Consider the following 26,557-nt stretch of genomic DNA (forward strand, 5'->3'; position numbering starts at 1 on the left):
AGGCGAAAATCAGGCGTTGGCTTCGCGGATCTTGTCGGCGGCGGCCTTGTCGTAGGTGACGCCGTTTTGCTCCAGCAGCGCATCAAGCTCGCCCGAGAGGGTCATTTCGGTGATGATGTCGCAGCCGCCGACGAACTCGCCCTTCACGTAGAGCTGGGGGATGGTGGGCCAGTCGGAGTAGTCCTTGATGCCTTGGCGGATGTTCTCGTCGGCCAGCACGTTCACATCGGTGAACTCGACGCCCATAAAGTTGAGCACCCCGGCCACGCGGGAGGAAAACCCGCATTGCGGCATCTCCTTTGTGCCCTTCATGTAGAGCACGACATCGTTGGCTTTGACGGTTTCGGCGATCTGGTCTTGTGCGGACATTGCTGTCTCCTTCGGCCTGCGCGGCCTTTCGGGCGGTGTGTTTCGGGCTAAGAGATAGAGCCGTTGAGGCGGGATTTCCAGCGGGTATCAGTGATGGTCCCATGGGCGGAGCCGACGGGCGCGCTCGGCCTTTGCGTCGGCTGCCTCTCGGGTCTTGGCGTTGCGCCGGTGGCGCGCGTCTTCGGCGTCTGCCTGCTCGGCTGCGCGCGCAAGGTGGGCGCTGTCGATGCGTGTCGTGGTGTTGTTCGGGCGGGGGGCCAGCATATTGACGGTGCGGGCATCGGGGCGGTGGCTCGAAAGCGAGCGGCGGCCCTTGCGGGATTTCCAGATAATCTCGGCCACACCGGCGATGGCGATGAGGGCGATCACGATCCATATGATGGTGCCGAAGCTGATGAAATTACCCTGCTATTTCAGTTTGTTGCGGGTTCTGGAGCGGGCGGCGCCATAGGACGCACGGCGCTTTCGGGCGGGCTTCTCCGGGGTGTCTGGCGCGCCTAGCTCCGGGTCGGGGTTGATCTGGTGTTTCTTGCGGGCGTTGTAGATTGCGCGAAGGATGACCATGCAGAGCAGAAATCCAACGGTTAGGATCAAGCCCGGGTCCATCGCGGCACCTAGGGCGCCCGGGTGGTGAGCGCCAGCGCGTGCAACTCGCCGGCCGGACCGTCCATCTTGCCCTTGAGGGCGGCGTAGACGGCGCGTTGCTGTTGCACGCGGTTCTGGCCGCGAAAGCTTTCGTCCACCACCTCGGCGGCGAAATGCTGGCCGTCATCGCCCTGAACGGTGATCTTGGCCTCGGGAAAGGCCTCGCGGATGAGGTTTTCGATGTCCTGCGCGTCGATGGCCATTTGGCCTCCTTCGTATTGCTCCCCCAAGATGTAGGCTGCGGGCCTCGGGGGAGCAAGGGGATCAGACGAGGGTGCCTTCGGGGGTGAGGGTTTCGAGGCCGCCAGTATAGGGCAGGAGGGCTTCGGGAAGGGTTACCGAGCCGTCCTCCTGCTGGCCGTTCTCCAGAACCGCGATCAGCGCCCGGCCCACGGCGAGGCCGGAGCCGTTGAGGGTGTGGAGGAACTCGGGCTTGCCGCCACCTTCGGGGCGGAAGCGGGCGTTCATCCGGCGGGCCTGAAAATCACCGCAGTTGGAGATGGAGGAAATCTCGCGGTAGGTGTTCTGCCCCGGCAGCCAGACCTCGATGTCATGGGTGCGGCGCGCGCCGAAGCCGGTGTCGCCCGAGCAGAGCACCACGGTGCGGTAGGGCAGATCGAGCGCCTCAAGCACAGCCTCGGCGCATTTGGTCATACGCTGCTGTTCTTCAACGCTTTTGTCAGGATGCACGACCGAAACCATTTCGACCTTTTCAAACTGGTGCTGGCGCAGCATGCCCGCGGTATCCCGGCCTGCGCTGCCCGCCTCAGAGCGGAAGCAGAGCGAGTGGGCGGTGTAGCGGCGGGGCAGGTAGCTTTCGCTGACGATACAGTCGTTGACGATGTTGGTCAGCGTCACCTCGGAGGTGGGGATGAGCCACCAGCCTTCGCGGGTTTGGTAGCTGTCTTCGCCGAACTTGGGGAGCTGGCCGGTGCCGAGCATCATCTCTTCGCGCACCAGCACCGGGGCGTTCACTTCGGTCAAACCGTGCTTGGTGGTGTGCAGATCAAGCATAAACTGGGCGAGCGCACGGTGGATGCGGGCAATGCCGCCCGACATCAGCACGAAGCGAGAGCCTGCGAGCTTGGCGGCGGTTTCGAAATCCATCGCCTCCTTGGCCCCGGGCAGCTCGTAATGCTCCAGCGGGGTGAAGCTGAACTTGCGGGGGGCGCCCCAGCGGTTGATCTCGACGTTGTCATTTTCATCGGCGCCGTCAGGCACATCGTCTTGCATGACGTTGGGCAGGCCCATCAGCATATCACGCAGCTCGGCGTCGCGGGCCTTGGACTCTTCCTCCAGCCGGGCGATTTCTTCTTTTTTTTCAGCAACAAGCGCACGGAGGCGCTCAAACTCGGCCTCATCGCCGGAGGCCTTGGCAGCACCAACCTGCTTGGAGGCGGCGTTGCGCTCGGCCAGCGCAGCCTCGGCGGCGGTGATGGCGGCGCGGCGGGCTTCGTCCAGCGCGAGGATGGGAGCGGAGGCAGAGGAGATCCCGCGCCGCGCCATGGCGGCATCGAAGCCGGCGGGGTTGTCACGGATGGTGCGGATATCGTGCATCTCTCTCGTCCTTTGTTGCCGTTGGTGGGGGTAACAGACCCACCGTACAGAGGGGTTAACGCGGCAGGGATATGGCGGAAAGAGTTAAGATGCACAATCCATGCACAGGCGATGCACAAGTGATGCATGCGCGATGGGCGCACAGAAGGGGCGGGTTAACCGGGCGGGCTGTGCGGGGGTGTGGATGCTGGCGCGCTTATGAGACGGGCTGGGCACCCGCTTCGGCGTTGGCTTTCGGCACGCGAGAATGACTGAAGATTCCGCAGGCGGTTGGTGCGAGACGGTCTTTTTGAGTGCAGGGAGGGACGGTGCCAGAGAGGCGGCGCTTTGCGGGCTTCTCAGGCTGTCTTGCACATCAGGTCCGCTTAAGCCGTCAAGGACAACGGGGCCTGGTCATACCCAGAGCATTGCTCGGCAGCATGCGTGTGAGAGCTCTTCTCGAACCTCAGCTTTTGGGTGTTTTCCAATCCTCGCAGAAGCCGATGATTTCACGGGTTGAGTGCGATTGGGGCCAGTGGAGGCTGGCGCGCGCGTAGCCGACTTCGAGAAGCTCGATGCTGACGTTTATGAGGCCTGTCCGATCTTCGCCGCTTAGCGAGAACTCGGTAAGTGCCTCTCCATCCTTTACGCCGGAGCTTTGCCAGTTGCGTTTTAGTGGAATAGTGGCGCCCTCCACTTGCAGGCGGTCAGCTGAGGCGGAGTCTAGTACTACTACGAAACTTACATCTGAAGCCGCGTAGACCCCGTCGATCCCCTCTTCTTCGGCTTCGAAAGCCAACTGAATCCGTTGTGCGTCCATCGCCCGCGCCTCCTGGCGGTTGGGTCGCTTCGCTGTGCGGGGCGACTGTGTGGCAGGGCTTTCGTCGTTAGCAGGATGGCATCATAGGGCCGAAACGACATTCACGCTAACACCCTTGGCGGAGGGATGAAACGATCAGGAACCGCGATGCGCGATTCAGATCGACCTGCGGGGTGAAGGATTCTTGCCTGCTGCAACTTCACCTGCTTGGAACGCCCGGTCGGCATTTACCGTGGTGCACGCAACTGTCGGCCTGTCGGTGGAACCGGCGAGGTGCGAGGCCGCGACAGTTTCACCGCCGCCTCTGGCGTTCCGGGCAAATCGTCCTTATCTGCCACCGCACGCGCTTGCATCGCCCCAGACCGGGCCATAGGGTGCGCGCCGAAACGCTCGCCGCGGCTGCGGGGGCCGGGACAAGAACAACAAGGAGCCTCCATGCAGGGCATTCAATCGCTCGTGCCGCTGATCCTGATCTTCGGGATCATGTACTTTTTGCTCATCCGTCCGCAGCAGAAGAAGCTGAAGGACCATCAGGCGATGGTGTCGGCGCTGCGCCGGGGCGATCAGGTGATCACCCAGGGCGGGATCGTCGGCAAGGTGACCAAGGTGCGCGACGACAACGAGGTTGAAGTCGAGATCGCCGAGGGCGTGAAGGTGCGCGTCGTCAAGGCGACCGTGGCACAGGTGCTCAACAAGACCGAACCGGCTGCCGACGCGAAATCGTAAGGCAGGCCGCAGACAACTCTCGGCGGGGGCGCAATGCTTCAGATAACCTTTTTCAACCGGCTTGTGATCTGGCTGCTGGTGGCCGCAGGGCTGCTGGCGGCAATGCCCAACGCCTTTTACTCGCGTGTGGAGAGCCACAATGACGCGGTGGCGGCCATCGAGGCCACGGGCGCCACGCCCGAGCTGGAGGCGGATGCCGCCAAATGGCCGGGATTGCTGCCCAACAACCTCGTCAACCTCGGGCTCGACCTGCGGGGCGGCGCGCATTTGCTGGGCCGGGTGCGGGTGGAAGAGGTTTATGCCGAGCGGATGACGGCGATGTGGCCGGAGGTGCGCGATGCGCTGCGCGATGAGCGTGCCACGATTGGCACCATCCGGCGCGTCGAGGGGCCGGAAGACCAGTTGCAGGTTCGCATTCAGAACGCCGACCAGATGGCCTCTGCCATGGAGACGGTGCGCGGGCTGGCGCGGCAGGTTGTGTCGCTCTCCTATCCGGGGGCGACCGATATTGAGGTGAGCGCCAATGGCGACGTGCTGGTGGTGCAGCTCAGCGAGGCCGAGCGCGAGCTGAGCGATCAGCGGACGGTGCAGCAGAGCCTTGAGATCATCCGCCGCCGGGTGGACGAAGTGGGCACCCGTGAGCCGACCATTCAGCGCCAGGGCAGCGACCGGATCATCATTCAGGTGCCGGGGATCGGCTCGGCGCAGGAGTTGAAAGACCTGATCGGCACCACCGCGAAGCTGACCTTCCATCCGGTGGTGCAGCGTGTTTCCAGCCCCGATGCCGATGCCTCGGGCCGCACCATCACCCTGCCGAGTGCCGACCCCTCAGAAGAGGGCGTTTACTACGTGCTGGAAGAAAGCCCGGTGGTGAGTGGCGAGGAGTTGGTGGACGCGCAGCCGGACTTTGACCAGAACGGCCAGCCTGCGGTGAACTTCCGCTTCAACGCCAGTGGGGCGCGCAAGTTTGGCGATTACACCGCCGAGAACGTGGGCAGCCCCTTTGCCATTGTGCTGGACGGCGAGGTGATCAGCGCCCCCGTCATCCGCCAGCATATTCCGGGTGGCACCGGCATTATCTCGGGCAACTTCTCGGTGCAGGAGAGCAGTGACCTTGCGGTGCTGCTCCGCGCGGGGGCTCTGCCGGCGGGCATGGACTTTTTGCAGGAGCGCACGATTGGTCCCGAGCTTGGGGCGGACAGCATCCGCGCGGGTGCGATTGCCTGTCTGGTGGCTTTCGCCGCAGTGCTCGTGTTCATGGCGCTCAGCTATGGGCTGTTCGGGATTTTCGCCAATATCGCGCTGCTCATCAACGTGGGCCTGATCTTTGGCCTGCTCAGCACCATCGGCGCGACGCTGACCTTGCCCGGTATTGCCGGGATCGTGCTGACCATCGGGATGGCGGTGGACGCCAATGTGCTGGTGTTCGAGCGTATCCGCGAGGAGTTGAAAACGGCCAAGGGGCCGAGCCGGGCGATTTCGCTGGGCTATGAGAAGGCGCTGAGTGCGATTATCGACGCCAATATCACCACCTTCATCACGGCGGCGATCCTCTTTGTGCTCGGCTCCGGCCCGGTGCGGGGCTTTTCGGTTACGCTGGCGCTGGGGATCATCACCTCGGTGTTCACGGCGATCTATGTGACCCGTCTACTCATTGTGACGTGGTTTGAACGGGCGCGGCCCAAGACGATCGAGGTGTGAACCGATGCGCTTGAGACTTGTACCGCAGGAAACCAACATCAACTTCTTCCGCGCCCGGAAGGTCACCTTTGGGGCCTCGATGGTGCTGATGGTGCTTTCGCTGGTGGCGTGGTTTGCCATGGGGCTGAACTTTGGCATCGACTTCCGGGGCGGCACCACGATCCGCACCGAGAGCACGCAGGAGGTGGATGTGGCCGCCTACCGCGATGCGCTGGCCCCGCTGGAGCTGGGGGATGTGGCGATCAGCGAGGTGTTTGACCCGACTTTCGACGCCGATCAGCACGTGGCCATGCTGCGCATTCAGGCCCAAGAGGGCGAAGAGAGCGCGGGCAATGAGATGGTGGCCAATGTCGAGGCGGCGCTGAAGGGGCTGGACGAGAGCATCAAGTTCACTTCGGTGGAGAGCGTTGGCCCCAAGGTGAGTGGCGAGTTGGTGCAGAGTGCGGTGCTGGCGGTGCTGGCCGCGCTTGGGGCGATCATGGTGTACATCTGGCTGCGGTTCGAGTGGCAGTTCAGCCTTGGCGCGGTGGTGGCGCTGTTCCATGACGTGCTGCTGACCATTGGCCTCTTTGCGGTGCTGCAGATCCGGTTTGATCTGGCCACGATCGCGGCGCTGCTGACGATTGTGGGCTATTCGATCAACGACACCGTGGTGATCTTCGACCGGGTTCGGGAGAATCTGATCAAGTACAAGAAGATGGCTTTGCAGGACGTGATGAACCTATCTGTCAACGAGACGCTGAGCCGGACGGTGATGACCTCTGGCACCACGCTGATTGCGCTGATTGCGCTGCTGGTGCTGGGTGGAGACGTGATCCGGGGCTTTGTTTTTGCCATCACTTGGGGCGTGGTCGTGGGCACCTATTCTTCGGTCTACGTGGCCAAGAACGTGGTGCTGATGCTGGGCACCAAGCGCGATTGGAGCAAGCCGAGCGACGGGCCGGGGGGCACGCAGTTTTCTACATCGGATGCCTGAGGCGCTTGCCGCTGCTTTGGCGGTGCCCGGGCTTGTCTGGGTGCTGGCGGCAGCGGGGGCGGCGGGTCTGGCCTATGGATTTGCGGGCTTTGGCGCGGCGCTGATCTTCATGCCGGTGGCCGCCGCACGGGTTGGCCCGGTAGAGGCGGTGACGCTGGAGGCCTGCATGGGGCTGGCCAGCGTGGTGACGGTTTTGCCGCGCGCGCTGAAGCTGGCCGACACGCGGGACACCGGGCTGCTGCTGGTCGCATCGCTGATTGGCTTGCCGCTCGGCGTGTGGCTGCTGAAGGTGGCGGACCCGGATGTGATGCGTTGGGGCATCTGCGGGGTGGCGGCGCTGACACTGGCTGCGCTGGTGGCGGGTTGGCGGCGCAAGACATCCGACACGCCGCGCGCGTTGATCGGCGTGGGCGCGGCCTCGGGGGCGCTTGGCGGGGCGACGGGGCTGACCGGGCCGGTGATGATCTTGTTCAAGCTTTCCGGGCAGGGCAGCGCGGTGGAGGTGCGGGCCTCGACGATCTCTTTCCTGACGCTGCTCTCGATGTTGCTGCTACCGATGCTTTGGCTGCAGGGGTTAATCCGGGGGGAAGCGCTGTGGCTCGCTCTGCTGGTGGTGCCGGTCTATGCACTGGGCGCGTTGTGCGGGCAGGCGCTGTTTCGGCCCGAGATGGAGCGGCTTTATCGGCGGGTGGCCTATGGGCTGATTGGCTTGGCAGTGGCGATGAGTCTGCCGGTATGGTGAGAGAGATGGAAGCGGATTGGGTGGTGGGCAGATTGCCCACCCTACGGGATGATTGAGGCGTTTCAGCAGGCTTGGGCCACCGAGGGCTTCTGGTGGCTGATGGCGATCATCGGGCTGGCCGGGCTGGTGCGCGGCTTTGCGGGGTTTGGCACGGGGATGGTCTTTATTCCGCTGGCCTCGCTCTTTCTGCCGCCGCTCTGGGTGCTGGCGGCTGTTATCTCGGTGGATGTGGCGGGCTCCGCCCCGGTGTTGCCGCGGGCGATCCGCGATGTGCGGGGGCGTGATCTGGGGTGGATGCTGCTGGGCTGCGCGGTGACGCTGCCCTTGGGCACCTTTGCGCTGACGGCCTCGGACCCTGCGGTATTTCGCTGGGGCGTTTCGGGCCTGTCACTGGCGCTGGTGGCGCTGCTCATTTCAGGCTGGCGGCACCATATTGAGCTTGGCCCGAAGGGGTTGGCGGGCGTTGGCGCGGCCTCGGGCTTTTTGGGTGGCTTTGTCGGCATGCCGGGGCCTCCGGTGGTGCTGGCCTATCTGGGCGGGCAATACCGGCCCGAGCGGGTGCGGGCGACGACGCTGCTGTTCATGCTGCTTTTCGTGGCGATGCTGGGGGTGGTCTTTGCCATCCGGGGCGTGCTGGAGGGCGGCGGGCTTGCGCTTGGGATATTTCTGATCCCGGCCTATGTGGTGGGCAATCTTGCGGGGCAGGCGCTGTTTGATCCGGAGAAGGCGCGGCTTTATCGCGCGGTGGCCTTTGCCGTCTTCATCGCCTCTGCCCTTGCGGGGCTGCCGATCTTTGGAGATTAAGGGCACATGCGGATACATGAAGTTGAGTTCAGAGGCGAGATGCCGGTGGAGGGCTACGGGCCCGGATTTTGGCGTGTTGGCGGGCAGGTGGTGCAGGGGCCGGTGCTGATTGGCCCGGGCGGGTTGCACGACTGGGCCGGGCTGGACGATGCGGCGGCGCTGGTGGAGATGGCCGGGCGCGTGGATGTGCTGTTTCTGGGCATGGGCGGCGAGATTGCCCCGGTGCCGCGCGCGCTGCGCGAGGCGGTGGAACTGACCGGGCAGGGGCTGGATGTGATGGCCTCGCCCACGGCGGCACGCAGCTACAACGTGCTGCTGAGCGAAGGCCGCCGGGTGGCGGCGGCGCTGATTCCGGTGGGCGGCGTTTGAGCCTATTGGCCGCAGAGGGCTTGGCCGTGTCACGCGGCGGGGTGCCGGTGCTGGAGGGGCTGACGTTTGAAGTGTCACCCGGCGAGGTGCTGGTGCTGCGCGGGCCGAACGGGGTGGGCAAGACGAGCCTGCTGCGGGTGCTGGCCGGGCTGGCGGAGCCGCTGGAGGGCCGGGTGGAGAGCGAGGGCGCGGGCTATGCCGCCCATGCGGACGGGCTGAAGGCAACGCTGAGCGTGCGCGAGAACCTGAGCTTTTGGGCGGAGTTGCACGGACAGGGGCTGGGCGATGCGCTTGAGCGGATGAACCTTGCGGGCCTTGCGGAGCGGATGGCCGGGAGCCTGAGCGCCGGGCAGAAGCGGCGGCTGGGGCTGGCGCGGCTCTTGGTGACCCGGCGCAGCCTGTGGCTGCTGGACGAGCCGACGGTTTCGCTCGATACGGCCTCCGTAGAGCTGTTCGCGGGCGTGGTGCGGGACCATGTGGCGGCGGGCGGCGCGGCGGTGATTGCGACGCATATTTCGCTGGGGCTGGAGGAGGCGCGGGTGTTGGAGCTGGGCGCGTTCAAGGCTGTGGAGCGGGCCGCCCCGGGCGGGTTTGACGAGGCATTCCTGTGAGCGGGGCGGGCTCATCCGCCCTTCGAGGCGTCTTCGCGGGGGCAGGCACCGCAGCCGTAGTGGACGGGGCCGGGCGCGGGATTGAGTATTTTCAGCAAGAAAATGGAGCGGGGCGGTGAGAGCTTTGCTGGTCAGGGATTTGCGGCTGGCGGTGCGGGCCGGGGGCGGCTTTGGGCTGGCCTTGGCCTTCTTCCTGATCGTCGTCACGCTGGTGCCCTTTGCCGTGGGGCCTCAGCCGGAGGTGCTGGGGGAGATCGCGGCGGGGGTGCTGTGGATCGGGGCCTTGCTGGCCTGTTTGCTCTCGCTCGACCGGATCTTTGCGCTGGATTACGAGGATGGCTCGCTGGAACTGCTGGCGACTGCGCCGGTGCCGATGGAAGGTGCGGTGTCGGTGAAAGCGCTGGCGCATTGGCTGACCACGGGGCTGCCGCTGGTGCTGGCCGCGCCGGTGCTGGGGGTGCTGCTGCACCTGCCGGGGCCGGGGTTTTTGTGGCTGACGGTGTCGCTGGCGGTGGGGACGCCCGCGCTTTCTGTCATCGGCTGCTTTGGTGCGGCACTGACCGTGGGGCTGAAGCGGGGCGGTTTGCTGTTGAGCCTGATTGTGCTGCCGCTTTACGTGCCGGTGCTGATCTTTGGGGCCGAGGTGGCGCGGCGGGGCGTTGACGGGCTGGCCGTGGGCACGCCGCTGGCGCTGCTGGGCGGGCTGACGGCGGCCGCAGTGGCGCTGCTGCCTTTTGCGGCGGCTGCGGCAATACGTATCAACCTGCGCTGAGGGGCTCCGGGGTATGTGTATTGAGCCTGACCAAGGCGGAGCCTAGGGTGCGCGGCATGTCGATTTGGGAATATGCAAATCCGGTGAAATTCATGGCGACGAGCGGGCGGATTCTGCCCGCCTGCGCCGTGTTGGCTGCAGTGGTCACGCTGGTTGGGCTTGGCTGGGGGTTCTTTGCGACCCCGGAGGACTACAAGCAGGGCGCGACGGTGAAGATCATCTTCATCCATGTGCCTGCCGCGATGATGGCGATCAACGCATGGGCGATGATGCTGGTGGCCTCGCTGATCTGGGTCGTCCGCCGCCATCATGTGAGCGCGCTGGCGGCGAAGGCGGCGGCCCCGGTGGGCGTGGCGATGACGTTGATTGCGCTGTTCACAGGTGCGGTTTGGGGCCAGCCGATGTGGGGGACATGGTGGGCGTGGGATCCGCGGCTGACGTCCTTTTTGATCCTGTTCTTGTTCTACCTCGGTTACATGGCGCTTTGGGCGGCGATTGACGACCCTGATACGGCGGCCGACCTCACCTCGGTGCTTTGCCTTGTTGGCTCGGTCTTTGCGATCCTGAGCCGCTATGCGGTGAACTTCTGGAATCAGGGCCTGCATCAGGGCGCTTCGGTGCTGCGGGCGGGCGCGGTGACGGGCAGCGACACGGAGGAGAAGGTGAGCAACGTCTATGCGCTGCCGCTCTTCGTTTCGATGGCGGGGTTTTTCCTGCTGTTTCTGGCGCTGGTGCTGATGGGCACCCGCACCGAAATTCGCGCCCGGCGGATCAAGGCGCTGGAGGCGCGGGCGCGGATGGCAGATGCCTGAGTTGGGGAAATATGCGGCTGAGGTGCTGATCGCCTATGCTGGCTCGATCGCCATTTTGGTGGGGTTGCTCGTTGTTACCATCAGGCGGGGGGCGAAGGTGCGTGCGCGGCTGCGGCAGATGGAAGAGAGCCGGAAATGAAACCGCTTTATTTTGTGCCCTTCGGGGTGATCCTTCTGATCGGGCTGGCCTTTTGGTGGGGCAACGGGCGCGAGGGGCAGAATGAGCTGCCCTCGACCTTCATTGGCCGCACCGCGCCGGAGCTGAAGCTGGAGCCCTTGGGAGGCGAGCCGGTGTTTACCCGCGAGATGCTTGAGAGCGAGGGGGTGAAGCTGGTGAACTTTTGGGCCAGCTGGTGCGCGCCGTGCCGGGTGGAGCACCCGAACCTTGTGAAGCTCGCCGAGGCGGGCGTGCCGATTTACGGGATCAACTTCAAGGATGACCCGGAGAAGGCCGCTGATTTTCTGGCCGAGCTGGGCAACCCCTATGCCGCCATCGGTGCGGATGTTGAGGGGCGCAGCGGCTTTGCATGGGGCGCCTATGGTGTGCCGGAGACCTTTTTGATCGACGGGGAGGGCAAGATCCTCGCGCGGGTGGCGGGGCCGGTGACAAGCTCGACCTATGCGCGCGATCTCGGCCCGGCACTGGCGGCGGCGGGGATAGAGGTGGATCTGGCCGACTAGGCGGGTAGTGGGCTGCGGGCATAGAGCCTGCGGGCGGCCATCAGCGCTGCGAGGGCCAGCAGCACGGCGGTGCCCCAGAGCGCGGTGAGGGGCGTGGTGGTTGCGCCGCTTTCGAGTGCCGGGACAAGGCCGCTGACAGCCGCGATCCATCCGAAGAGACCTGCGCCGGTGGCATAGCCGAGGGTTTGCACCGTGGGCATGAAAGAGGCGGTGCGGGCGCGCTCGGCCTCGGGGGCGGCCTCCATGATGAGCTGGTTGGCGGGGCCCCATGAAAAGCCGAAAGCGGCGCCCGAGAGCGATTGGCCGAGCAGGACCAGCGGCAGGGTGGCGGTGACGAAGCCCGCACCAACGCAGGCCGCACCCGCCACCTGCAGCGCAGGGGCAAAGCGCAGGGCGGCTTGGCGGTGGTGGGCGGGCAGGCGGCCTGCGACCATGGCCCAGAGGCTCCAGTTGAGCGCCATTGTTACAACCACCCAGCCGGTCAGAACGGTGGAGAGGCCGAAGATGGCGCGGGTGCAGAGGGCGGTGAAGATCGACGAGACGCTTTGCGCCACCGGCATCAGGAACACCAGCCAGGTGCCTGCGCCAATGGGCGAGAGGGTGAAGGCCTCGGACGGGAAGAAGCGCGTTCCGGCCCGGCGCCGCGGGCGACGGTCGATGACGAGGGCGGCGGCGATGAGCGCGAGGCCGGCGGGCAGGCCAAGCGCGGCAGCGGGCGAGGCGGGCAGGGCAGAGGGGAGCGCGAGCACGGCGGCCCCGGCAAGGCAGAGGGCGACGGGACGCAAGGGTGAGCGGCGCTTGATGACGAAGCTATCGGCGGCCCGGTCCGGCAAGATCAGGGAGGCCGCCGCAAGAAAGGTGAGCGCCAGTGGCAGGCCGGTGAGCATGGCGATGGGCCAGCCGAGGTGCTCGGTGGCATAGCCGCCCGTCAGCGGGCCGAGCGCTGCCGCGAGCGCCCAGACTGTGGCCTCTACTGCGAAGACGCGGGCAACGATGGTAGCAGCGAAGAGTTGGGGGATCAGTGAATAGCAGAGGGCGGCGATCACCCCATCGGAGACCCCCTGCAAGGCCCGCCCAAGCACGAAGGCCGGCCCGCTCCAGGCAAGGGCGGTGAGCGCCGTTCCGGCCAGAAAGCAGGCCGCCGCGCCGAGCGCCGTAGCCCGCGCGCCGAGCCGTGCCCGGATCTCGGCCGAGGTGACGCCGCCTGCGACCACGCCGATGAAGAACATCGCGTAGACCAGCGGCAGCATCGGCAGCGCGGAGAGCGCCTCCATCGCCACGGGGACGGAGGCGGTGATGGCCATGTCGTTGAAGGCGTGCATGCCGATTCCGGCGGAGATGGCCAACACCGGGCCACGGGTGCCGGCGGCGAGGAGGGAGGGGGTTTGCGTGCTCATGTGGGGCAATCTGCGCTCTCAACTATGGTTGAGGTCAAGAGGGCGATTGCACGACATCGACAGCCTGTTAGGTTGGGCGCAAGAGCAGCAGCATAACAAGAGAGGCGAAGATGGCCGGAACCCGCAAGACCACCGGAAGCAGCAAGAGCACATCGACCAGAAAATCCACCGCGACCAGCCGGAGCCGCAGCAAGAGCAGCAGCGCCAGCAAATCGACTGCGGCGGCCAGCAAGGCCGCAGCCAAGGCCACGCCGCCCGCGGTGAAACTGGTGGAGCCCGCCCCGAAGCCGGAAATCACCGTTGTTACCCCCGCCGAGCCGGTTGTGGCGGAAGGCATCGTGAAGAAGGTGGAGCTGGTTGCGCGGGTCGTCGAGGCGACGGGCCTGAAGCGCAAGGATGTGAAGCCCGTGGTGGAGGCCACGCTGCAAGAGGTGAACCGGATCATCGGGGAAGGCTCCAACCTGCAGCTTCCGGAGCTGGGCAAGCTGATGATTCACAAGCGCAAGGACGTGCCCAACGGCGAGATGGTGATGCTGAAGCTGCGCCGAAAAACTGCCCAGAAGCCTCTTGCGGAGAGCGACGACAACGGCTAAATCGCCCCCCACGGGTGATTAGCTCAGTGGTAGAGCGCTTCGTTCACATCGAAGATGTCAGGAGTTCAAATCTCTTATCACCCACCAGTTTGAGGGCCTCGGGCGTGAAGAATGCCCGGGGCTTTTCTCTGCCACAGGGCCCAATTTGGGGCCGGGCTCATCTAGGGCTTGCGGGGCAGGGCCGTGGCGGTGTAATCCGCTGCGCAATGGGTCGTTAGCTCAGTTGGTAGAGCGCTTCGTTTACACCGAAGATGTCGGGAGTTCGAGCCTCTCACGACCCACCACCTCCCTCCGAAGAGTTCAGGCTGGACCGGCGTGCGCGGCACGTCGCCCGACCGACGCATGCCGCTTAGGCGGCACACTGGGTCGGGAGATCAAGCTCGTCATGCCTCGCCAATCTCTCCATTAAAAGCTCAGGTAAAGGCCACGCGGTGCACTTGGGTTACTCCCCGGGGGGCTGGGTGGGCCATTTGGTCAGCACTGTTTCTTTGTCTTGGGCCTTCAGATATTTGCCCGCCCAGGCGTTTGTGGCGAGGAATGTGGCGATTGGGGCGCCGTAGCGCTCGGTTTTGGGGCGGAAGGCGGGGAGCGGGGCGCCGAGGGAGAGGTTGAGCATTTCGTCGGGGGTGAGGAAGAGGTTTTCCTTTCGACCGAGGTTGTACAGGTAGGCTCTGACGAGGCGTTCGGAGCGTGACTTCCACGCCGGGTTTTCGGTGTCTTCCTTGTGCCTCGGGATGCTGGCGGGGCGTGCGGGACGGCCAGGGGTGGCGCTGGTGTGAACGGGCGCACCGCGCCAGCGGACGGCGGAAGCGTTGCCGTTTGGCGTCTTGCGCTTGTGGCGCTTGATCAGAAGCTCGACGGTTTCGCGGTGGACCTTATAGGCGGCTGCCGCCTCGATCATATACTGGATCAGCCGGAGGTTGGCGGCGCGGGAGGTTGGGTGCTCTTCATCATCCGCGCCGGTGGGCAGTTGATATTCCGGGTGCCATTGGGCGCCGATGACCGGCGCGCCGTGGACGCTTTCGACGGCTTCGCTGGTTTGAAGCGCGCTCGGATCGCGGGCGCTCATCTGGAGCATGTTGTTGGGGACAACCTCATAGGGCTGCTCGGCCATGCCCGGGCGGGTGCCCATCGTTCGGGTGCGCACGGCGGCCCAATGCACCGAATTGGCGTGCATCGTGGGCATCCGATCTCCCTCCTCCAGCGCGGCGCGGGCCTTGGTGCGGCCTGTGGCATCTTCGAGCAGGCTGCCCGGGCGGGTGTCCAGCGGGTGTTTGAACTCGGTATCCACCCGGTTCATCGGCCCTGCGTGGCGGGTGCGGTTGGCGTTGGTGCTGCCTTCCCGCATGATCTTGCCGTCGCGCCCGAGGGCGGCCAGCTCGATGGTGGTGCCGCCGTAGTTTTCGACCAGCCGCCAAGAGCCCCCGCAGAGCGCGAGGATGGGCATGCCGAGGACGCGGGCCTGCTCGATCAGGTCGAGTTCGGACTGTGCGCGCTGGCTTGCATAGGCCGCGGCGTTGCCCTTGGCCACATTGTCTTTTGCCTGGACGACGGGGCGGCCCCTTCCGTTGGTTTTGACGGTGGGGATTTGGGTGTCATTGGCGTGGGGGCCGCCGGGCACCACCAGCAGGTGCATGTTGGCCAACTCGCCGAGGCGCACGTCATCGGCGGTGTCGGCCTCGTCCCAGGCAAGGGTGAAGGTTTCGATGTCGCGCCGCAGGGCGATATGGTCGAAAACCGCGAGATCGCCGCGGTGGGCCATGTTGCGGCCGTCGCGGCGCCATGTGACGCCGATGTTGATGTTGCCCGGCATGGTGGTGCCCTCCCTGTGGCTGCGGTGCTGGCGGACCGTCTCGGCGCGGGCAGGTGGTGGGACAGGCAAAATTGGGCCAGCGGAGAGGGTGCGGGTGTAGTTAACCCTACGGAAGGCGGCTTTGTCAAAGCCTCAGATTGTGGGGCGGCCCTCGCTCGCAACCCCTGCGATTGCCCGCTGCTGGCTAGACAGCTTGCCCCTGCGTCGCTTAGCCTTCTGCCCCAATAGTTGAGTGATTTCAGCGAGGGACAGGATGGTCAGACCGTTTGTATTGGTCTGTGGCATGGCGCTTTTGGCCGGGCCGGTGGCTGCTCAGGAGAGCCCGCCCTGTGATGCGCCGATTTACCTCGAGGGCGCGGCGGAGGGGGCCGCGGCGGATGTGGTGCATCGGCTGGAGGCCTGGCCCGGTGCCTTTGGCGGTGAGGTGCAATGCGTGCGCGGCCTGCGGGACGGGAAGGTGGCGCAATACTGGGCCGAGTTTTTGCCGGGTGGGAGCGAGACGCAGGAACATGTGACCTATACCGAGGGGCGCATTACCTATTTTTTGAAGTTCAAGAGCGAGGAGGGCGCGGCCCGCCCGGTGGCCGATTGCGCGCGGCGGAGCGGTGGCGGCTATGTGTGCCGGGTCGATCTGGCGGCGGGCAAGGGGCTGTTTCTGGTGCGCTTTTTTGACGACGCGCTGCAATTTACCGGGATTCGGGTGATGGCCTTTCCCGCCGATGGTGTGGTGAATGCCGCGCTTTGGGAGATGGTGGGTGCTGATGTGGAGGCCGGGCGCATGCAGATGGAGATGGAGCTGCTGCTGCCGGAGACGGGGCAGCGCTGGCCGCTGAGGCCAGAGGCAGAATCGGCTCCCGGTGCGCCGGTGCTGGGCTTTTCGGGCGATGCGGCATGGGATGTGATGAAGGTGATTTACACCAAGGCACAGCTGCTGGTGCTGGAAACTCGGGTGCGCAACGAAGTGGAAGGGCAGGAGGTGACGACCACGGCCACCCATGATGTGAGCGCGGGCAATCTGACCTATCTGATCGACAAGCTCGCGAAGGTGGAGGAACTGATGGTTTCGGACCTCGAAGAGACCAGAACGTTCAAATACTAATTGGGCGCGATTGGCCGCTTGACGAGGCTTTGCCGCCCGCTTAGAAGGCCCCCTACAGCGCTGCGCGGTTGTAGCTCAGTTGGTTAGAGTGCCGGCCTGTCACGCCGGAGGTCGCGGGTTCGAGCCCCGTCAACCGCGCCACGCTGTATTTGCCTTTTCAGGCCCATGCGCGGTTGTAGCTCAGCTGGTTAGAGTGCCGGCCTGTCACGCCGGAGGTCGCGGGTTCGAGCCCCGTCAACCGCGCCACTTTCCTATCTCGATTTTCTGCAGTGTCTCGCTTTATGGCGGGCGTTCGGCTGTTCGGGCATCGGTTTGAGCCCGCAGTCTTCTGTTTGAGGGGCAGCCCCCCGTCACTGCGCGGTCCTGTGGGGGGCCAGCCCCCCACACCCCCCGGAGATATCTAGAGCAAGAAAATGAGCAGGGTGTGCTAGCGGGCGCGCGTTAACCTTAATGGCGATTAGGGTTAATGGCGCGGGCGGGTGTTCAGAGGGTTTCGAGGAAGGTCTTGATGGCGCTGGTGGTTTCTTCGGGGGCGGTGTCGGGGAAGAAGTGGCCGCCGGGGAGGGCGGCGTGGGTCATGGTGGTGGTTTTGGGGGCCCATGTTTCGGGGACGTCGTAGAGCTTGGCCATGGCACCCGAGGCACCGTAGAGGATTTGCGCGGGGCATTGGATGCGGGCGCCGAGATCGGCGTCGTCGTCGGCGAGGTCGAGGGTGAGGGTGCTGCGGTAGTCGTTGCACATGGCGCGGCGGGTTTCGGGATTGGCCCATGCGGCGCGGTAGGCGGCGAGTTGGCTTTCGTGGAAATCGGTGAGTTTGGCGGCGCCCCAGCCGAGGAGGCAGGATTCGTAATAGGCGTTCGGGTCGGGGGCAATGAGGGATTCGGGGAAGGGCTCCGGCTGGGCGAGGAAGAACCAGTGGTAGTAGCTTTGGGCCACCTTGAGCTGGAGGTCGGTGAGGAGGGTGTGGGTTGGGACGATGTCCATCAGGGTGACGGCGGCGAGGCGGTCGGGGTGGTCTAGCGCCATGCGGTGGGTGACGCGTGCGCCGCGATCATGGGAGATGACGGCGAACCGTGCGTGGCCGAGGTGGGACATGAGGTCGGTGAGGCGGCGCGCCATTTCGCGGAAGGAATAGGGGGCGAGGTCTTGCGGCTTGGCGGAGGCGCCGTAGCCGGGGAGGTCGGCCAGCACGATGGGGTGGTTGTCGGCGAAGGCGGGCGCGATGGGGTGCCACATGGCGCGGGTTTGCGGGAAGCCGTGCAGGAAGAGGAGGGGGAGGCCTGTGGGGGCACCGCCGGTTTCGTAGGCGATGGAGAGGCCGTCGATATCGGCTGCGTGGGCGGTGAAGGTCATGGTGCTGTCATCCTCGGGCTTGACCCGAGGATCTCTTGCGGAGGGAGACCCTCGGGTCAAGCCCGAGGGTGACGGTGGGTGGGATCAGCCGTTGGTAAGAGCCGCGAGGATGCGGGCCCAGCTTCGGGTGCCTTTGTGGAAACTCTCCACGTCGTATTTTTCGTTGGGGGAGTGGATCGCATCGTCGTCTTTGCCGAAACCGATGAGCATGGCGTCCATGTCGAGGATGCTCTTGAAGTAACCCGCGATAGGGATCGAGCCGCCGCAGCCAACATAGGCGGCTTCGCGGCCATTTTCTTCGGTGAGGGCTTGGCGGGCGGGCTCGAAGGCGGCGTGGCTGGTGTTCATGTGGCCAGCGGGGCCGGCGCCGTGGGGGTGAAACTCGACCTCGCAATCGGGCGGCAGCATATCCTGGACCATCTTGCGGAAGTTCTCGCGGATGGCCAGTGGGTCTTGCTCGCCGACGAGGCGGAAGCTGACCTTGGCGGAGGCTTTGGAGGGCAGGACGGTTTTGAAGCCGTCGCCGGTGTAGCCACCGGTGATTCCGTTGATCTCGCAGGTGGGGCGGGACCAGAGCTGCTCCAGCGCCATGCGGCCCTTTTCGCCTGCGAGTTCGGAGAGGCCTACGTCTCCAAGGAAAGATTTTTCATCGAAACCGAGGGCTTCCCAGCTTTTCTTCAGGTTGTCGCCGATCTCGGGGACGCCATCGTAGAAGCCGGGCACGGTGATGCGGCCTTCGTCGTCGTGCAGCGAGGCGAGGATTTTTGTGAGCACGCGGATCGGGTTCATCGCGGCGCCGCCATACATGCCGGAATGCAGGTCTTTGCTGGGGCCGGTGATGGTGAGTTCTTCGCCCAGAAGGCCGCGCAGCTGGGTGATGATGGCGGGCACGGTATCGGCAAACAGGCCTGTGTCGCAGATCAGGGCGATGTCGGCCCGCAGCTCTTCGGCGTGCTCCTTCATGAAGGGGATGAGGGAGGGGGAGCCGGACTCCTCCTCGCCTTCAAAGAAAATGGTGAGCTTGCAGGGGAGTGCCCCGTGCTCGGCGACCCAGGCGCGGAGAGCTTCGACGAAGGTCATCAGCTGGCCTTTGTCATCGGAGGCGCCGCGGGCACGGATGACGCGGCCCTTGGGCGTGTCTTGCACTTCTGGGTCGAAGGGGTCGCGGTGCCAGAGGTCGAGCGGGTCGACGGGCTGCACATCATAGTGGCCGTAGAATAGGAGGTGGGGGCCTTCATCCGGGCCGCCGTGGGCGACGACCATGGGGTGGCCCGGTGTTTCACGGGCGGAGGCCTCGAAGCCGAGCGATTTGAGGTCTTCCACCAGCCAGTCGGCGGCGCGGGCGCAGTCGGCCTTATAGGCGGGATCGGTAGAGATGGAGGGGATGCGGAGCAGCTCCATCAGGCGCTCGAGCGCGTCGGGCAGGGACGAATCGATACGGGCGAGGACGGGATCGACAGACATTGGGCCTCCTTGGTTTCGGCGGAGGGTAGCACTGGCTGGGCGGGTGTCCAGCGGGGGCAATTCACGCAGAAGCGTGCATGGGCCGTGAAATTCACGTGATCTGGATCAAAGTGCCAAAATACCGCAGGAGGTATGTGTTCCCGTAGGAACATCGCTCTGTTAATAACTTCAGACACGCAGAGCGGACAAGAAGAGGACGCGCCCCGTGACATGCCCTATGAGCTCCAAGGCGGATAGCCTGCAAAGCATTGATACCGCGCTGGAAAAGCTGCACGAAGAAGGCCGTTACCGGACCTTTATCGACATCGAGCGCCGCAAGGGGCACTTTCCGCATGCGGTCTGGATGAAGCCGGATGGCTCCGAGCAGGAGATCACGGTGTGGTGCGGCAACGACTACTTGGGCATGGGCCAGCACCCGGTGGTGCTTGAGGCGATGCATGAGGCGCTGGAGGCCACGGGCGCAGGCTCGGGCGGGACGCGCAACATTTCTGGCACTACGGTTTATCACAAGCGGCTCGAGGCGGAGCTGGCCGACCTGCACGGCAAGGAAGCGGCGCTGCTGTTTACCTCGGCCTATATTGCCAATGACGCCACGCTGAGCACGCTGCCCAAGCTGCTGCCGGGGCTCATCATCTATTCCGACGAGTTGAACCACGCGAGCATGATCGAGGGCATTCGCCGCAACGGTGGGGCCAAGCGGATTTTCCGGCACAATGATGTGGAGCATCTGCGGGAGCTGCTGGCGGCGGACGATCCGGCGACGCCGAAGCTGATTGCCTTTGAGTCGATCTATTCGATGGACGGCGACTTTGGCCCGATCAAGGAGATCTGCGATCTGGCCGACGAGTTTGGCGCGCTGACCTATCTCGATGAGGTGCACGCGGTGGGCATGTATGGCCCGCGCGGCGGTGGCGTGGCGGAGCGGGACGGGCTGATGGACCGGCTCGACATGATCAACGGCACGCTGGGCAAGGCCTTTGGCGTGCATGGTGGCTACATCGCCGCCAGCGAGAAAATCTGTGATGCGGTAAGGTCTTACGCGCCGGGATTCATCTTTACCACCAGCTTGCCGCCGGTGGTAGCTGCGGGGGCTGCGGCCTCGGTGGCGCATTTGAAGAGCGACAGCACGATCCGCGAGCAGCACCAGACCAATGCGCGCATTCTGAAGACCCGCCTAAAGGCGCTTGGCCTGCCGATCATCGATCACGGCAGCCATATTGTGCCGGTGATCGTGGGCGACCCGAAGCATACCAAGATGATCTCGGATATGCTGCTGGAGGACTACGGGGTTTACGTGCAGCCGATCAACTATCCGACCGTGCCGCGCGGCACGGAGCGGCTGCGGTTTACTCCCTCGCCGGTGCATGGGCCCAAGATGATCGACGGGCTGGTGAAGGCGATGGACGGGCTCTGGAACCACTGTGAGCTGAACCGGCAGGAGCTCTCCGCCTGAGTGACGCTTAAGTTTTAAGACATTTGCAGAGTTTCTGGCCGGTGGGCCTTTACTCATCGGCAAGAAGCCTCCTGTAGGCGCATCTGCAAGTGCATCACTGTTAGCATCATGGTAATCTGTACGTGATCTTGGCGTGTAGCGCACGAATCGCCATAGGTCTTGGGGATACATATGGAAATGCGCACGGGGCAGGCCACATGATTAGGCGCAGGACGCCAAAGCCGGATGCGGAGGAAGCGCCGCCGAAGGGTTTTGATGATTTCGATCTGAGGCTCGGCGATATCATGCGCGGCGAGCGAGCGACCATGGGCAAGAGCCTGTTGGACGTGCAGCGTGAGCTGAAGATCAAGGCCACATACATTGCCGCAATCGAGAACTCCGACCCGAGTGCCTTTGAGACCCCCGGTTTCATTGCCGGTTATGTGCGCTCTTACGCCCGCTATCTGGCGCTGGACCCGGAGTGGGCCTTTGAAACCTTCTGCCGCGAAGCCGATTTTGCCACCCTGTCCGGGTTGGAGCAGAACGGGCGCAAGGGCGAGGTAAGCAAGGTTTCCAAGGAGGCAACCGCCGCCGCCGAGGGCGCGCTTGGCGGGATGCTGACGCGGCTCAAGGGGGGCGGCCCCAATGGGGCTGGCAAGCCCAAAGCACGCCCGCTGACCCGGGTGGCCGGTGCGAGAGACCCGTTTGCCGAGCCGAATGTAACCTTCACCCCGCGTGGCGACAGCCTGCTTTCGCGCATAGAGCCCGGTGCGATTGGCTCGTCGCTGGTGCTGCTCGCGCTGATTGGTGCGGTGGGCTATGGCGGCTGGGCCGTGTTGCAGCAGGTGCAGCGCGTGTCGGTGGCCCCGGTAGATGAGGCGCCCGGTGTTGTGGCCGATCTGGACCCGCTGGCTGCGCCCTCCATGCCTGAAAGCGCTGCGCCCGAATATGCTGGCGTGGATGCCGCGACCCCGGATGCGCTGGACCGGCTCTATCGCCCGCAGGCGCTTGATACGCCGGTGATGACCCCGCGCGATGGCCCGATTGCCGCGCTGGACCCAGCCACGCAGGGGGCCTTGGCGCCCGGTGCAGGGCTAGGAGCCGGGCGGGGCGCAGAGCTTGTGGCTGGCACCAGCGAGGTGCGCCGCGATGACGGCACCGTGGTGGAGAGCGCCGATGTGCTGGAACTGGTTGCCACCGCTCCGGCCTGGGTGAGGGTGCAGGACGCTGAGGGCAACATCCTGTTCGAGAAGACCCTGAACGCTGGCGAACGCTGGATTGTGCCTGAGGGCGATGATGTGGCGGTGCTGCGCACGGGCGCGGCGGGGGCCGTCTACTTTGCGATGGACGGCAAAACATATGGCCCGGCTGGTGCGCGGGGCAATGTGGTTTCGGGGCTGGAACTGCGCCGCGACGCGTTGCGTGACAGCTTTACCGTGGCTGACGCCGGATCGGATGGGGCGCTGGCTCGTGTGCTGGCAGAAGCGCCGCAGAAGCCTTTGAATGCGCCGGAAAATTACGAAGAGCTGCGCGCCGCCGCCGAGGCGATCGTGGCTGGCGCGCCGAAGGTGACGGCTGATGGCCAGCCGCTGGTGGAGCTTGTGGCCGTGCGCCCGAGCTGGGTGCGGGTGCGGGCCGCTGACGGCAGCACCATCTATGAGCGCATCATGCAGCCGGGCGACCGCTACAGCCTGCCGCAAGCCGAGGTTGCGGCAACGCTGCGCACGGGGGATGCGGGCTCGATCTATGTGGTTGCCGGGGGCCAGGCCTATGGGCCGATTGGCAGCCGGGGTGAGGTGGTTTCGAACTTCGCGCTCAGCGCAGAGGGTGCGACCGAAAGCCTTGCCGTGGCCGACCTCAGCCGCGATCCGGCGCTGCAAAGCGTGATGGTTGCCGAGAACGGGCTGCTGGTTTCGGAATAACCGCGCCAGCAGAGCCCCCGCGCTGAAATCTCGCATTGTCGGCAGGGCAGGCGCGGCCTATCTCTCGGCGTGACGCGAGCAGTTGCCGGAGGTTTCATGTCGATCAACGAAGTGCGCCCGTGGCGGAGCATCTACCGGCGAGAGAGCCGGCAGGTGATGGTGGGCAACGTGCCGGTGGGCGGCGGTGCGCCGATTTCGGTGCAGACCATGACCAACACCGCCACGACGGACGCTAAGGCGACCATCGAACAGGTGTTGCGATGCGCCGAGGCCGGGGCCGACATTGTGCGGGTTTCGGTGCCTGACGAGGCCAGCTCGACGGCGCTGAAGGAGATCGTGCGCGAAAGCCCGGTGCCGATCGTCGCGGACATCCACTTTCACTACAAGCGGGCGCTGGAGAGCGCCGAGGCGGGCGCGGCTTGCCTGCGGATCAACCCCGGCAACATCGGGGATTCGGCGCGGGTGAAGGAGGTTGTGCGGGCGGCCAAGGACCACGGCTGCTCGATCCGGATCGGGGTGAATGCCGGGAGCCTCGAAAAGCACCTGCTGGAGAAGTATCGCGAGCCCTGCCCGGAAGCGATGGTTGAGAGTGGGCTCGACCATATCAAGCTGTTGCAGGACAACGACTTTCATGAGTTCAAGATCAGTTGCAAGGCCTCGGACGTGTTCCTCAGCGCGGCGGCCTACCAGCAGTTGGCTGATGCCACGGATGCGCCGATTCACCTTGGCATCACCGAGGCCGGTGGGCTGACCAGCGGCACGATCAAGAGCGCGATTGGCCTCGGCAACCTGCTGTGGATGGGGATTGGCGACACGATCCGCGTGAGCCTCTCGGCCGATCCGGTGGAGGAGGTGAAGGTGGGCTATGAGATTTTGAAATCGCTGGGTCTGCGGCATCGGGGTGTCAACATCATCAGCTGCCCGAGCTGCGCGCGGCAGGGGTTTGACGTGATCAAGACGGTGGAGGCGCTGGAGAAACGGCTTGAGCACATCAAGACGCCGATGAGCCTGAGCATCATCGGCTGCGTGGTGAATGGCCCCGGCGAGGCGCTGTTGACCGATGTGGGGTTTACCGGCGGCGGTGCGGGGCACGGGATGGTGTATCTGGCCGGGAAGCAGGACCACAAGATCAGCAACGACGAGATGGTTGAGAAGATCGTGGAGCAAGTTGAGGCCAAGGCTGCGGAGATCGAGGCGAAGGCGGAGGCTGCAGAGTAGCGCGGCAGGGCGGGCGGGGTGCCCGCCGCTGCGATAGCTTCAGCGCATGGTGGGCAGATTGCCCACCCTACTTGGCGCCGCGTGCCTCTGCCACGAGGCCCATCATGGCTTGTAGCGGGACGTAGCCGCGCAGCATTTGGTCTTGCAGCACGAAGGTGGGCGTGCCGGTGATTTGCATGGCTTGGGCGAGGGCGTGGTTTTCGGCGATGACGGCGCTGACCTCGTCGCTCTCCATCGCGGCCAGCACGGGGGCAGGATCGAAGCCAGCGTCTTTGGCAAGCGCGCTCAGAGTGGTTTCGGTGTAGTCGCCGCGCAGTTCCATCATCCCGTCATGTACAGCCTTGTAGGCCTCGGGGCCGATCTGCTGGAGCGTGGCGATGGCAAAGCGGGAGGCGACAACGGATTGCTCGCCGAGAATGGGGAATTCCTTGACGATGAAGCGGATGTTGCCATCGGCCTCGATCAGGCTTTCGACCTCGGGGAAGGCCTTTTTGCAGTAGCCGCAGCGATAATCCATGAATTCGACGATGGTGATATCGCCCTCGGGATTGCCGCCGACATAGGAGTTGGCGTCGTTGAACAGGGCGTCGGCGTGGTTTGCCACGAGGGCGACATCGCCCTGCGCCTGCTCGGCGGCCTGCCGCTCTTCGAGCACGCCGATGGCCTCCATCAGCACCTCGGGGTTGTCGAGCAGGTAGGCGCGGATCTCGGCGCGGAAGGCCTCGCGCTCGGCGTCTGTCATGGCGGAGGCGTCGAAGGCGGCGGCGGGAAGTGCCGCGAGGGCGAGGGTTGCGGCGAGAAGGGGGGCGCGGAACATGGGCGTCGTCCTTTGGATAGCGGTCGTGCGCGGGTGTGGCACGGTTAGGGCTGTGCCGCAAGCTGGCGCGGCATTGACGGCAGGGCGCCGCTTGATAGTGGTGGCAGCAGGTTAAGGAGAGGCGCATGCGGGTTTCAAGACGAAGCGAGGTTGATCCCTTCATCGTGATGGACGTGATGGAGGCGGCGCGGGCGGCAGAGGCGGCCGGGCGCTCGGTGATCCACATGGAGGTGGGCCAGCCGGGCACGCCAGCGCCCGCGGGCGCGCGGGCGGCGGTGGCCGCAGCGCTGGAGGCCGGGCCGATGGGCTACACGGTGGCGCTGGGGCTGCCGGAGCTGCGGGCCGGGATCGCGGCGCTTTACAAGCGTTGGTATGGCGTGGAGCTGAACCCGGAGCGGGTGATCGTGACGACGGGCTCTTCGGGGGCGTTTCTGCTGGCGTTTACGGCGCTGTTCGATGCGGGCGAGAAGGTGGGGCTGGGGACGCCGGGGTATCCGAGTTACCGGCAGATTTTGAGGGCGTTGAGCTTGCAGCCGGTGGAGATTGAGGCGCGGTTGGCGACGCGGATGCAGCCTGCGCCGGAAGATGTGCCGGAGGGGCTTGCGGGGTTCATCCTGGCCTCGCCGGGGAACCCGACGGGGACCATTCTGGACCGTGCGGCGCTTGGGGCGTTGCTGGAGCGGGCCGGGGAGGTTGGGGCCTCGGTCGTGAGCGACGAGATTTACCACGGGCTGCATTATGGCGACCGGGCGGTGAGCGCGCTGGAGATCACCGATGATGTCGTGGTGATCAACTCGTTCAGCAAATACTTCTCGATGACCGGCTGGCGGGTGGGCTGGATGGTGGTGCCGGAGGCCGACATCCGCACCTATGAGCGGCTGGCGCAGAACATGTTTATCTGCCCGCCGCATGTGGCGCAGGTGGCGGCCTTGGCGGCGCTGGATTGCGAGGAGGAGCTGGAGGGAAACCGGGCGGTTTATGCCCGCAACCGGGCGGCGATGCTGGAGGGGTTGCCGAAGGCCGGCTTTACCCGTTTCGCGCCGCCGGATGGGGCGTTTTACGTTTATGCGGATGTGTCGGAGATGACCGACGACAGCTTGAAGTTTTCGCAGCAGATCCTTGAAAAGACAGGGGTTGCCGTGACCCCGGGGCTGGATTTTGACTCCGGGCGCGGGGCGAAGTGGCTGCGGTTTTCTTATGCGCGGGGCGAGGCGGATATTGCCGAGGGGTTGCGGCGGTTGGTTGAGGGTGTGCCCGGGATGTAGGGGTGGTGGTGGGCAGATTGCCCTTAGATGTAGTCGCGCAGGGTGGCGAGGAAGGCGGGCACGCGTTTTAGGGTGTCGCCAGTGGCGGCGAGGGTTTCGGGGGTGAAGCCCTCTTCTGGTGTGAGCGCAGTGAGAAGGGCCTCGCGGACCTCTTCGTCATCATCTTCCAGCCCGAGATTTTCGGCCATGGCGAGCAGTTCCAGCGCCTCATGCACCGACTTCATTTGCCGCAGGGCCTCGGACATGGGGGTTGCGAGCTCCGGCTCATCGTGCCAGCTCTTTCCGGCGAAGACCTCTTGCGTCACCCGCTGGCCCGCGCCGTTGCAGGTGTAGCGGGCGCAGCCGGAAAAGCCCTCTTCTTCAAGGTCTTCGTAGATGGAGCAGAGGTGGCGCTCCAGCTTGGGGCAGGGCAGGCCTGCGGGTTTGTCGATGGCGAAGTCCTCCCCGGCATCGAAGGCAAGCGCCATGCAGCAGAGCGCGGCGCAGCGGGAGCAGTCGGGGGTGAGGTCTGGGAGCCCTGTCATGCGTCGGAGGGGGGGGGGGGGGGGGGGGGGGGGGGGGGGGGGGGGGGGGGGGGGGGGGGGGGGGGGGGGGGGGGGGGGGGGGGGGGGGGGGGGGGG

30 protein-coding genes and 4 tRNA genes are annotated in these 26,557 nt (G+C 65.2%); 21 read left to right on the plus strand and 13 right to left on the minus strand.

Annotation, left to right across the window (positions count from 1 at the left end):
• Window positions 1–9: 9 nt before the first annotated feature.
• From grxD to ACXAG6_RS12260, 6 genes are all read right to left on the minus strand, one after another.
• Window positions 10–369: a Grx4 family monothiol glutaredoxin gene (grxD, locus tag ACXAG6_RS12235; protein WP_140014424.1), complete on the minus strand. Its 360-nt coding sequence runs from the start codon at window positions 367–369 to the stop codon at window positions 10–12.
• Window positions 370–456: 87 nt separating this feature from the next.
• On the minus strand, window positions 457–738 hold the full coding sequence (locus tag ACXAG6_RS12240) for a hypothetical protein (protein WP_475337851.1): 282 nt from the start codon (window positions 736–738) through the stop codon (window positions 457–459).
• A 39-nt stretch (window positions 739–777) separates the two neighbouring features.
• Window positions 778–933, minus strand: a complete 156-nt coding sequence (locus ACXAG6_RS12245) for a hypothetical protein (RefSeq protein WP_475337852.1) — start codon at window positions 931–933, stop codon at window positions 778–780.
• 50 nt (window positions 934–983) lie between these two features.
• A complete protein-coding gene (locus tag ACXAG6_RS12250) occupies window positions 984–1,217 on the minus strand; it encodes a BolA/IbaG family iron-sulfur metabolism protein (protein ID WP_140014421.1) in 234 nt (77 codons plus the stop codon).
• A gap of 61 nt (window positions 1,218–1,278) precedes the next feature.
• Window positions 1,279–2,571: a serine--tRNA ligase gene (gene serS / locus ACXAG6_RS12255; RefSeq protein WP_140014420.1), complete on the minus strand. Its 1,293-nt coding sequence runs from the start codon at window positions 2,569–2,571 to the stop codon at window positions 1,279–1,281.
• Between the two features lie 445 nt (window positions 2,572–3,016).
• Entirely contained in the window at window positions 3,017–3,370 is a 354-nt protein-coding gene (locus tag ACXAG6_RS12260; RefSeq protein WP_475337853.1) for a hypothetical protein, read from the minus strand.
• Between the two features lie 435 nt (window positions 3,371–3,805).
• Here ACXAG6_RS12260 and yajC point away from each other — a divergent pair, with 435 nt between their 5' ends.
• From yajC to ACXAG6_RS12315, 11 genes are all read left to right on the plus strand, one after another.
• Complete coding sequence (yajC, locus tag ACXAG6_RS12265; RefSeq protein ID WP_140014419.1) at window positions 3,806–4,096, plus strand: preprotein translocase subunit YajC; 291 nt, start codon at window positions 3,806–3,808, stop codon at window positions 4,094–4,096.
• A gap of 33 nt (window positions 4,097–4,129) precedes the next feature.
• A complete protein-coding gene (gene secD / locus ACXAG6_RS12270) occupies window positions 4,130–5,797 on the plus strand; it encodes a protein translocase subunit SecD (RefSeq protein WP_475337855.1) in 1,668 nt (555 codons plus the stop codon).
• A 4-nt stretch (window positions 5,798–5,801) separates the two neighbouring features.
• A complete protein-coding gene (gene secF / locus ACXAG6_RS12275) occupies window positions 5,802–6,773 on the plus strand; it encodes a protein translocase subunit SecF (RefSeq protein ID WP_475337856.1) in 972 nt (323 codons plus the stop codon).
• Complete coding sequence (locus tag ACXAG6_RS12280) at window positions 6,766–7,515, plus strand: TSUP family transporter (protein WP_475337858.1); 750 nt, start codon at window positions 6,766–6,768, stop codon at window positions 7,513–7,515. The genes secF and ACXAG6_RS12280 overlap by 8 nt, the downstream gene beginning before the upstream one ends.
• A 48-nt stretch (window positions 7,516–7,563) precedes the next feature.
• Window positions 7,564–8,319 carry a sulfite exporter TauE/SafE family protein gene (locus ACXAG6_RS12285; RefSeq protein ID WP_475337859.1) on the plus strand — a complete coding sequence of 252 codons (756 nt, stop codon included), beginning with the start codon at window positions 7,564–7,566 and terminating at the stop codon, window positions 8,317–8,319.
• Window positions 8,320–8,325: 6 nt separating this feature from the next.
• On the plus strand, window positions 8,326–8,688 hold the full coding sequence (locus ACXAG6_RS12290) for an Mth938-like domain-containing protein (RefSeq protein ID WP_475337860.1): 363 nt from the start codon (window positions 8,326–8,328) through the stop codon (window positions 8,686–8,688).
• Window positions 8,685–9,299: a heme ABC exporter ATP-binding protein CcmA gene (gene ccmA, locus ACXAG6_RS12295; protein ID WP_475337862.1), complete on the plus strand. Its 615-nt coding sequence runs from the start codon at window positions 8,685–8,687 to the stop codon at window positions 9,297–9,299. Before ACXAG6_RS12290 ends, ccmA begins: the two co-directional genes overlap by 4 nt.
• Window positions 9,300–9,414: 115 nt before the next feature.
• On the plus strand, window positions 9,415–10,071 hold the full coding sequence (ccmB, locus tag ACXAG6_RS12300; protein WP_475337863.1) for a heme exporter protein CcmB: 657 nt from the start codon (window positions 9,415–9,417) through the stop codon (window positions 10,069–10,071).
• Between the two features lie 56 nt (window positions 10,072–10,127).
• On the plus strand, window positions 10,128–10,883 hold the full coding sequence (locus tag ACXAG6_RS12305) for a heme ABC transporter permease (protein WP_140014411.1): 756 nt from the start codon (window positions 10,128–10,130) through the stop codon (window positions 10,881–10,883).
• A complete protein-coding gene (gene ccmD / locus ACXAG6_RS12310) occupies window positions 10,876–11,022 on the plus strand; it encodes a heme exporter protein CcmD (protein ID WP_140014410.1) in 147 nt (48 codons plus the stop codon). The genes ACXAG6_RS12305 and ccmD overlap by 8 nt, the downstream gene beginning before the upstream one ends.
• Window positions 11,019–11,564: a DsbE family thiol:disulfide interchange protein gene (locus tag ACXAG6_RS12315; protein ID WP_475337865.1), complete on the plus strand. Its 546-nt coding sequence runs from the start codon at window positions 11,019–11,021 to the stop codon at window positions 11,562–11,564. Before ccmD ends, ACXAG6_RS12315 begins: the two co-directional genes overlap by 4 nt.
• On the opposite strand, the gene ACXAG6_RS12320 is transcribed toward ACXAG6_RS12315, so the two are convergent.
• Together ACXAG6_RS12320 and ACXAG6_RS12325 are read right to left on the minus strand one after the other, a co-directional pair.
• Entirely contained in the window at window positions 11,561–12,961 is a 1,401-nt protein-coding gene (locus ACXAG6_RS12320; protein WP_475337867.1) for an MFS transporter, read from the minus strand. The genes ACXAG6_RS12315 and ACXAG6_RS12320 overlap by 4 nt on opposite strands.
• 67 nt (window positions 12,962–13,028) lie before the next feature.
• Window positions 13,029–13,298 carry a hypothetical protein gene (locus tag ACXAG6_RS12325; RefSeq protein WP_475337868.1) on the minus strand — a complete coding sequence of 90 codons (270 nt, stop codon included), beginning with the start codon at window positions 13,296–13,298 and terminating at the stop codon, window positions 13,029–13,031.
• A gap of 1 nt (window position 13,299) precedes the next feature.
• Here ACXAG6_RS12325 and ACXAG6_RS12330 point away from each other — a divergent pair, with 1 nt between their 5' ends.
• The 3 genes from ACXAG6_RS12330 to ACXAG6_RS12340 all read left to right on the plus strand — a co-directional run bounded on the left by ACXAG6_RS12330 (window position 13,300) and on the right by ACXAG6_RS12340 (window position 13,838).
• Window positions 13,300–13,554: an HU family DNA-binding protein gene (locus tag ACXAG6_RS12330; protein WP_475337870.1), complete on the plus strand. Its 255-nt coding sequence runs from the start codon at window positions 13,300–13,302 to the stop codon at window positions 13,552–13,554.
• A 12-nt stretch (window positions 13,555–13,566) separates the two neighbouring features.
• A tRNA-Val gene (locus ACXAG6_RS12335) sits at window positions 13,567–13,641 on the plus strand.
• Between the two features lie 121 nt (window positions 13,642–13,762).
• Window positions 13,763–13,838: transfer RNA gene (locus ACXAG6_RS12340), tRNA-Val, on the plus strand.
• Window positions 13,839–13,996: 158 nt separating this feature from the next.
• On the opposite strand, the gene ACXAG6_RS12345 is transcribed toward ACXAG6_RS12340, so the two are convergent.
• A complete protein-coding gene (locus tag ACXAG6_RS12345) occupies window positions 13,997–15,367 on the minus strand; it encodes a gamma-glutamyl-gamma-aminobutyrate hydrolase family protein (RefSeq protein WP_475337871.1) in 1,371 nt (456 codons plus the stop codon).
• 283 nt (window positions 15,368–15,650) lie between these two features.
• On the opposite strand from ACXAG6_RS12345, the gene ACXAG6_RS12350 reads away from it, so the two are divergent.
• The 3 genes from ACXAG6_RS12350 (at window position 15,651) to ACXAG6_RS12360 (ending at window position 16,712) form a co-directional block, all read left to right on the plus strand.
• A complete protein-coding gene (locus ACXAG6_RS12350) occupies window positions 15,651–16,466 on the plus strand; it encodes a hypothetical protein (RefSeq protein ID WP_475337873.1) in 816 nt (271 codons plus the stop codon).
• Window positions 16,467–16,530: 64 nt separating this feature from the next.
• Window positions 16,531–16,607, plus strand: a tRNA-Asp gene (locus tag ACXAG6_RS12355).
• A gap of 28 nt (window positions 16,608–16,635) precedes the next feature.
• A tRNA-Asp gene (locus tag ACXAG6_RS12360) sits at window positions 16,636–16,712 on the plus strand.
• A gap of 237 nt (window positions 16,713–16,949) precedes the next feature.
• On the opposite strand, the gene ACXAG6_RS12365 is transcribed toward ACXAG6_RS12360, so the two are convergent.
• Together ACXAG6_RS12365 and ACXAG6_RS12370 are read right to left on the minus strand one after the other, a co-directional pair.
• The gene (locus tag ACXAG6_RS12365) at window positions 16,950–17,819 is read right to left on the minus strand and encodes an alpha/beta fold hydrolase (RefSeq protein WP_475337874.1); all 870 of its coding nucleotides are present in this window, start codon (window positions 17,817–17,819) and stop codon (window positions 16,950–16,952) included.
• Window positions 17,820–17,903: 84 nt separating this feature from the next.
• Complete coding sequence (locus tag ACXAG6_RS12370; protein ID WP_475337876.1) at window positions 17,904–19,283, minus strand: dipeptidase; 1,380 nt, start codon at window positions 19,281–19,283, stop codon at window positions 17,904–17,906.
• 217 nt (window positions 19,284–19,500) lie between these two features.
• Between ACXAG6_RS12370 and hemA the strand changes: the two genes are divergently transcribed.
• The 3 genes from hemA to ispG all read left to right on the plus strand — a co-directional run bounded on the left by hemA (window position 19,501) and on the right by ispG (window position 23,855).
• Complete coding sequence (gene hemA, locus ACXAG6_RS12375; RefSeq protein WP_475337878.1) at window positions 19,501–20,736, plus strand: 5-aminolevulinate synthase; 1,236 nt, start codon at window positions 19,501–19,503, stop codon at window positions 20,734–20,736.
• A gap of 197 nt (window positions 20,737–20,933) precedes the next feature.
• On the plus strand, window positions 20,934–22,637 hold the full coding sequence (locus tag ACXAG6_RS12380; protein WP_475337879.1) for a helix-turn-helix domain-containing protein: 1,704 nt from the start codon (window positions 20,934–20,936) through the stop codon (window positions 22,635–22,637).
• 96 nt (window positions 22,638–22,733) lie between these two features.
• Window positions 22,734–23,855, plus strand: a complete 1,122-nt coding sequence (gene ispG / locus ACXAG6_RS12385) for a flavodoxin-dependent (E)-4-hydroxy-3-methylbut-2-enyl-diphosphate synthase (RefSeq protein ID WP_475337881.1) — start codon at window positions 22,734–22,736, stop codon at window positions 23,853–23,855.
• Window positions 23,856–23,922: 67 nt separating this feature from the next.
• On the opposite strand, the gene ACXAG6_RS12390 is transcribed toward ispG, so the two are convergent.
• Window positions 23,923–24,672 (minus strand): DsbA family protein, encoded by a 750-nt coding sequence (locus ACXAG6_RS12390; RefSeq protein WP_475337882.1) that lies wholly within the window; start codon window positions 24,670–24,672, stop codon window positions 23,923–23,925.
• 125 nt (window positions 24,673–24,797) lie between these two features.
• On the opposite strand from ACXAG6_RS12390, the gene ACXAG6_RS12395 reads away from it, so the two are divergent.
• Window positions 24,798–25,937, plus strand: a complete 1,140-nt coding sequence (locus ACXAG6_RS12395) for a pyridoxal phosphate-dependent aminotransferase (RefSeq protein ID WP_475337884.1) — start codon at window positions 24,798–24,800, stop codon at window positions 25,935–25,937.
• Window positions 25,938–25,960: 23 nt separating this feature from the next.
• On the opposite strand, the gene ACXAG6_RS12400 is transcribed toward ACXAG6_RS12395, so the two are convergent.
• Window positions 25,961–26,461, minus strand: coding sequence for a hypothetical protein (locus tag ACXAG6_RS12400; protein ID WP_475337885.1), 501 nt, complete (start codon window positions 26,459–26,461; stop codon window positions 25,961–25,963).
• Between the last annotated feature and the right edge of the window lie 96 nt (window positions 26,462–26,557).

Source organism: Vannielia sp. ABF1_015, assembly GCF_056160745.1.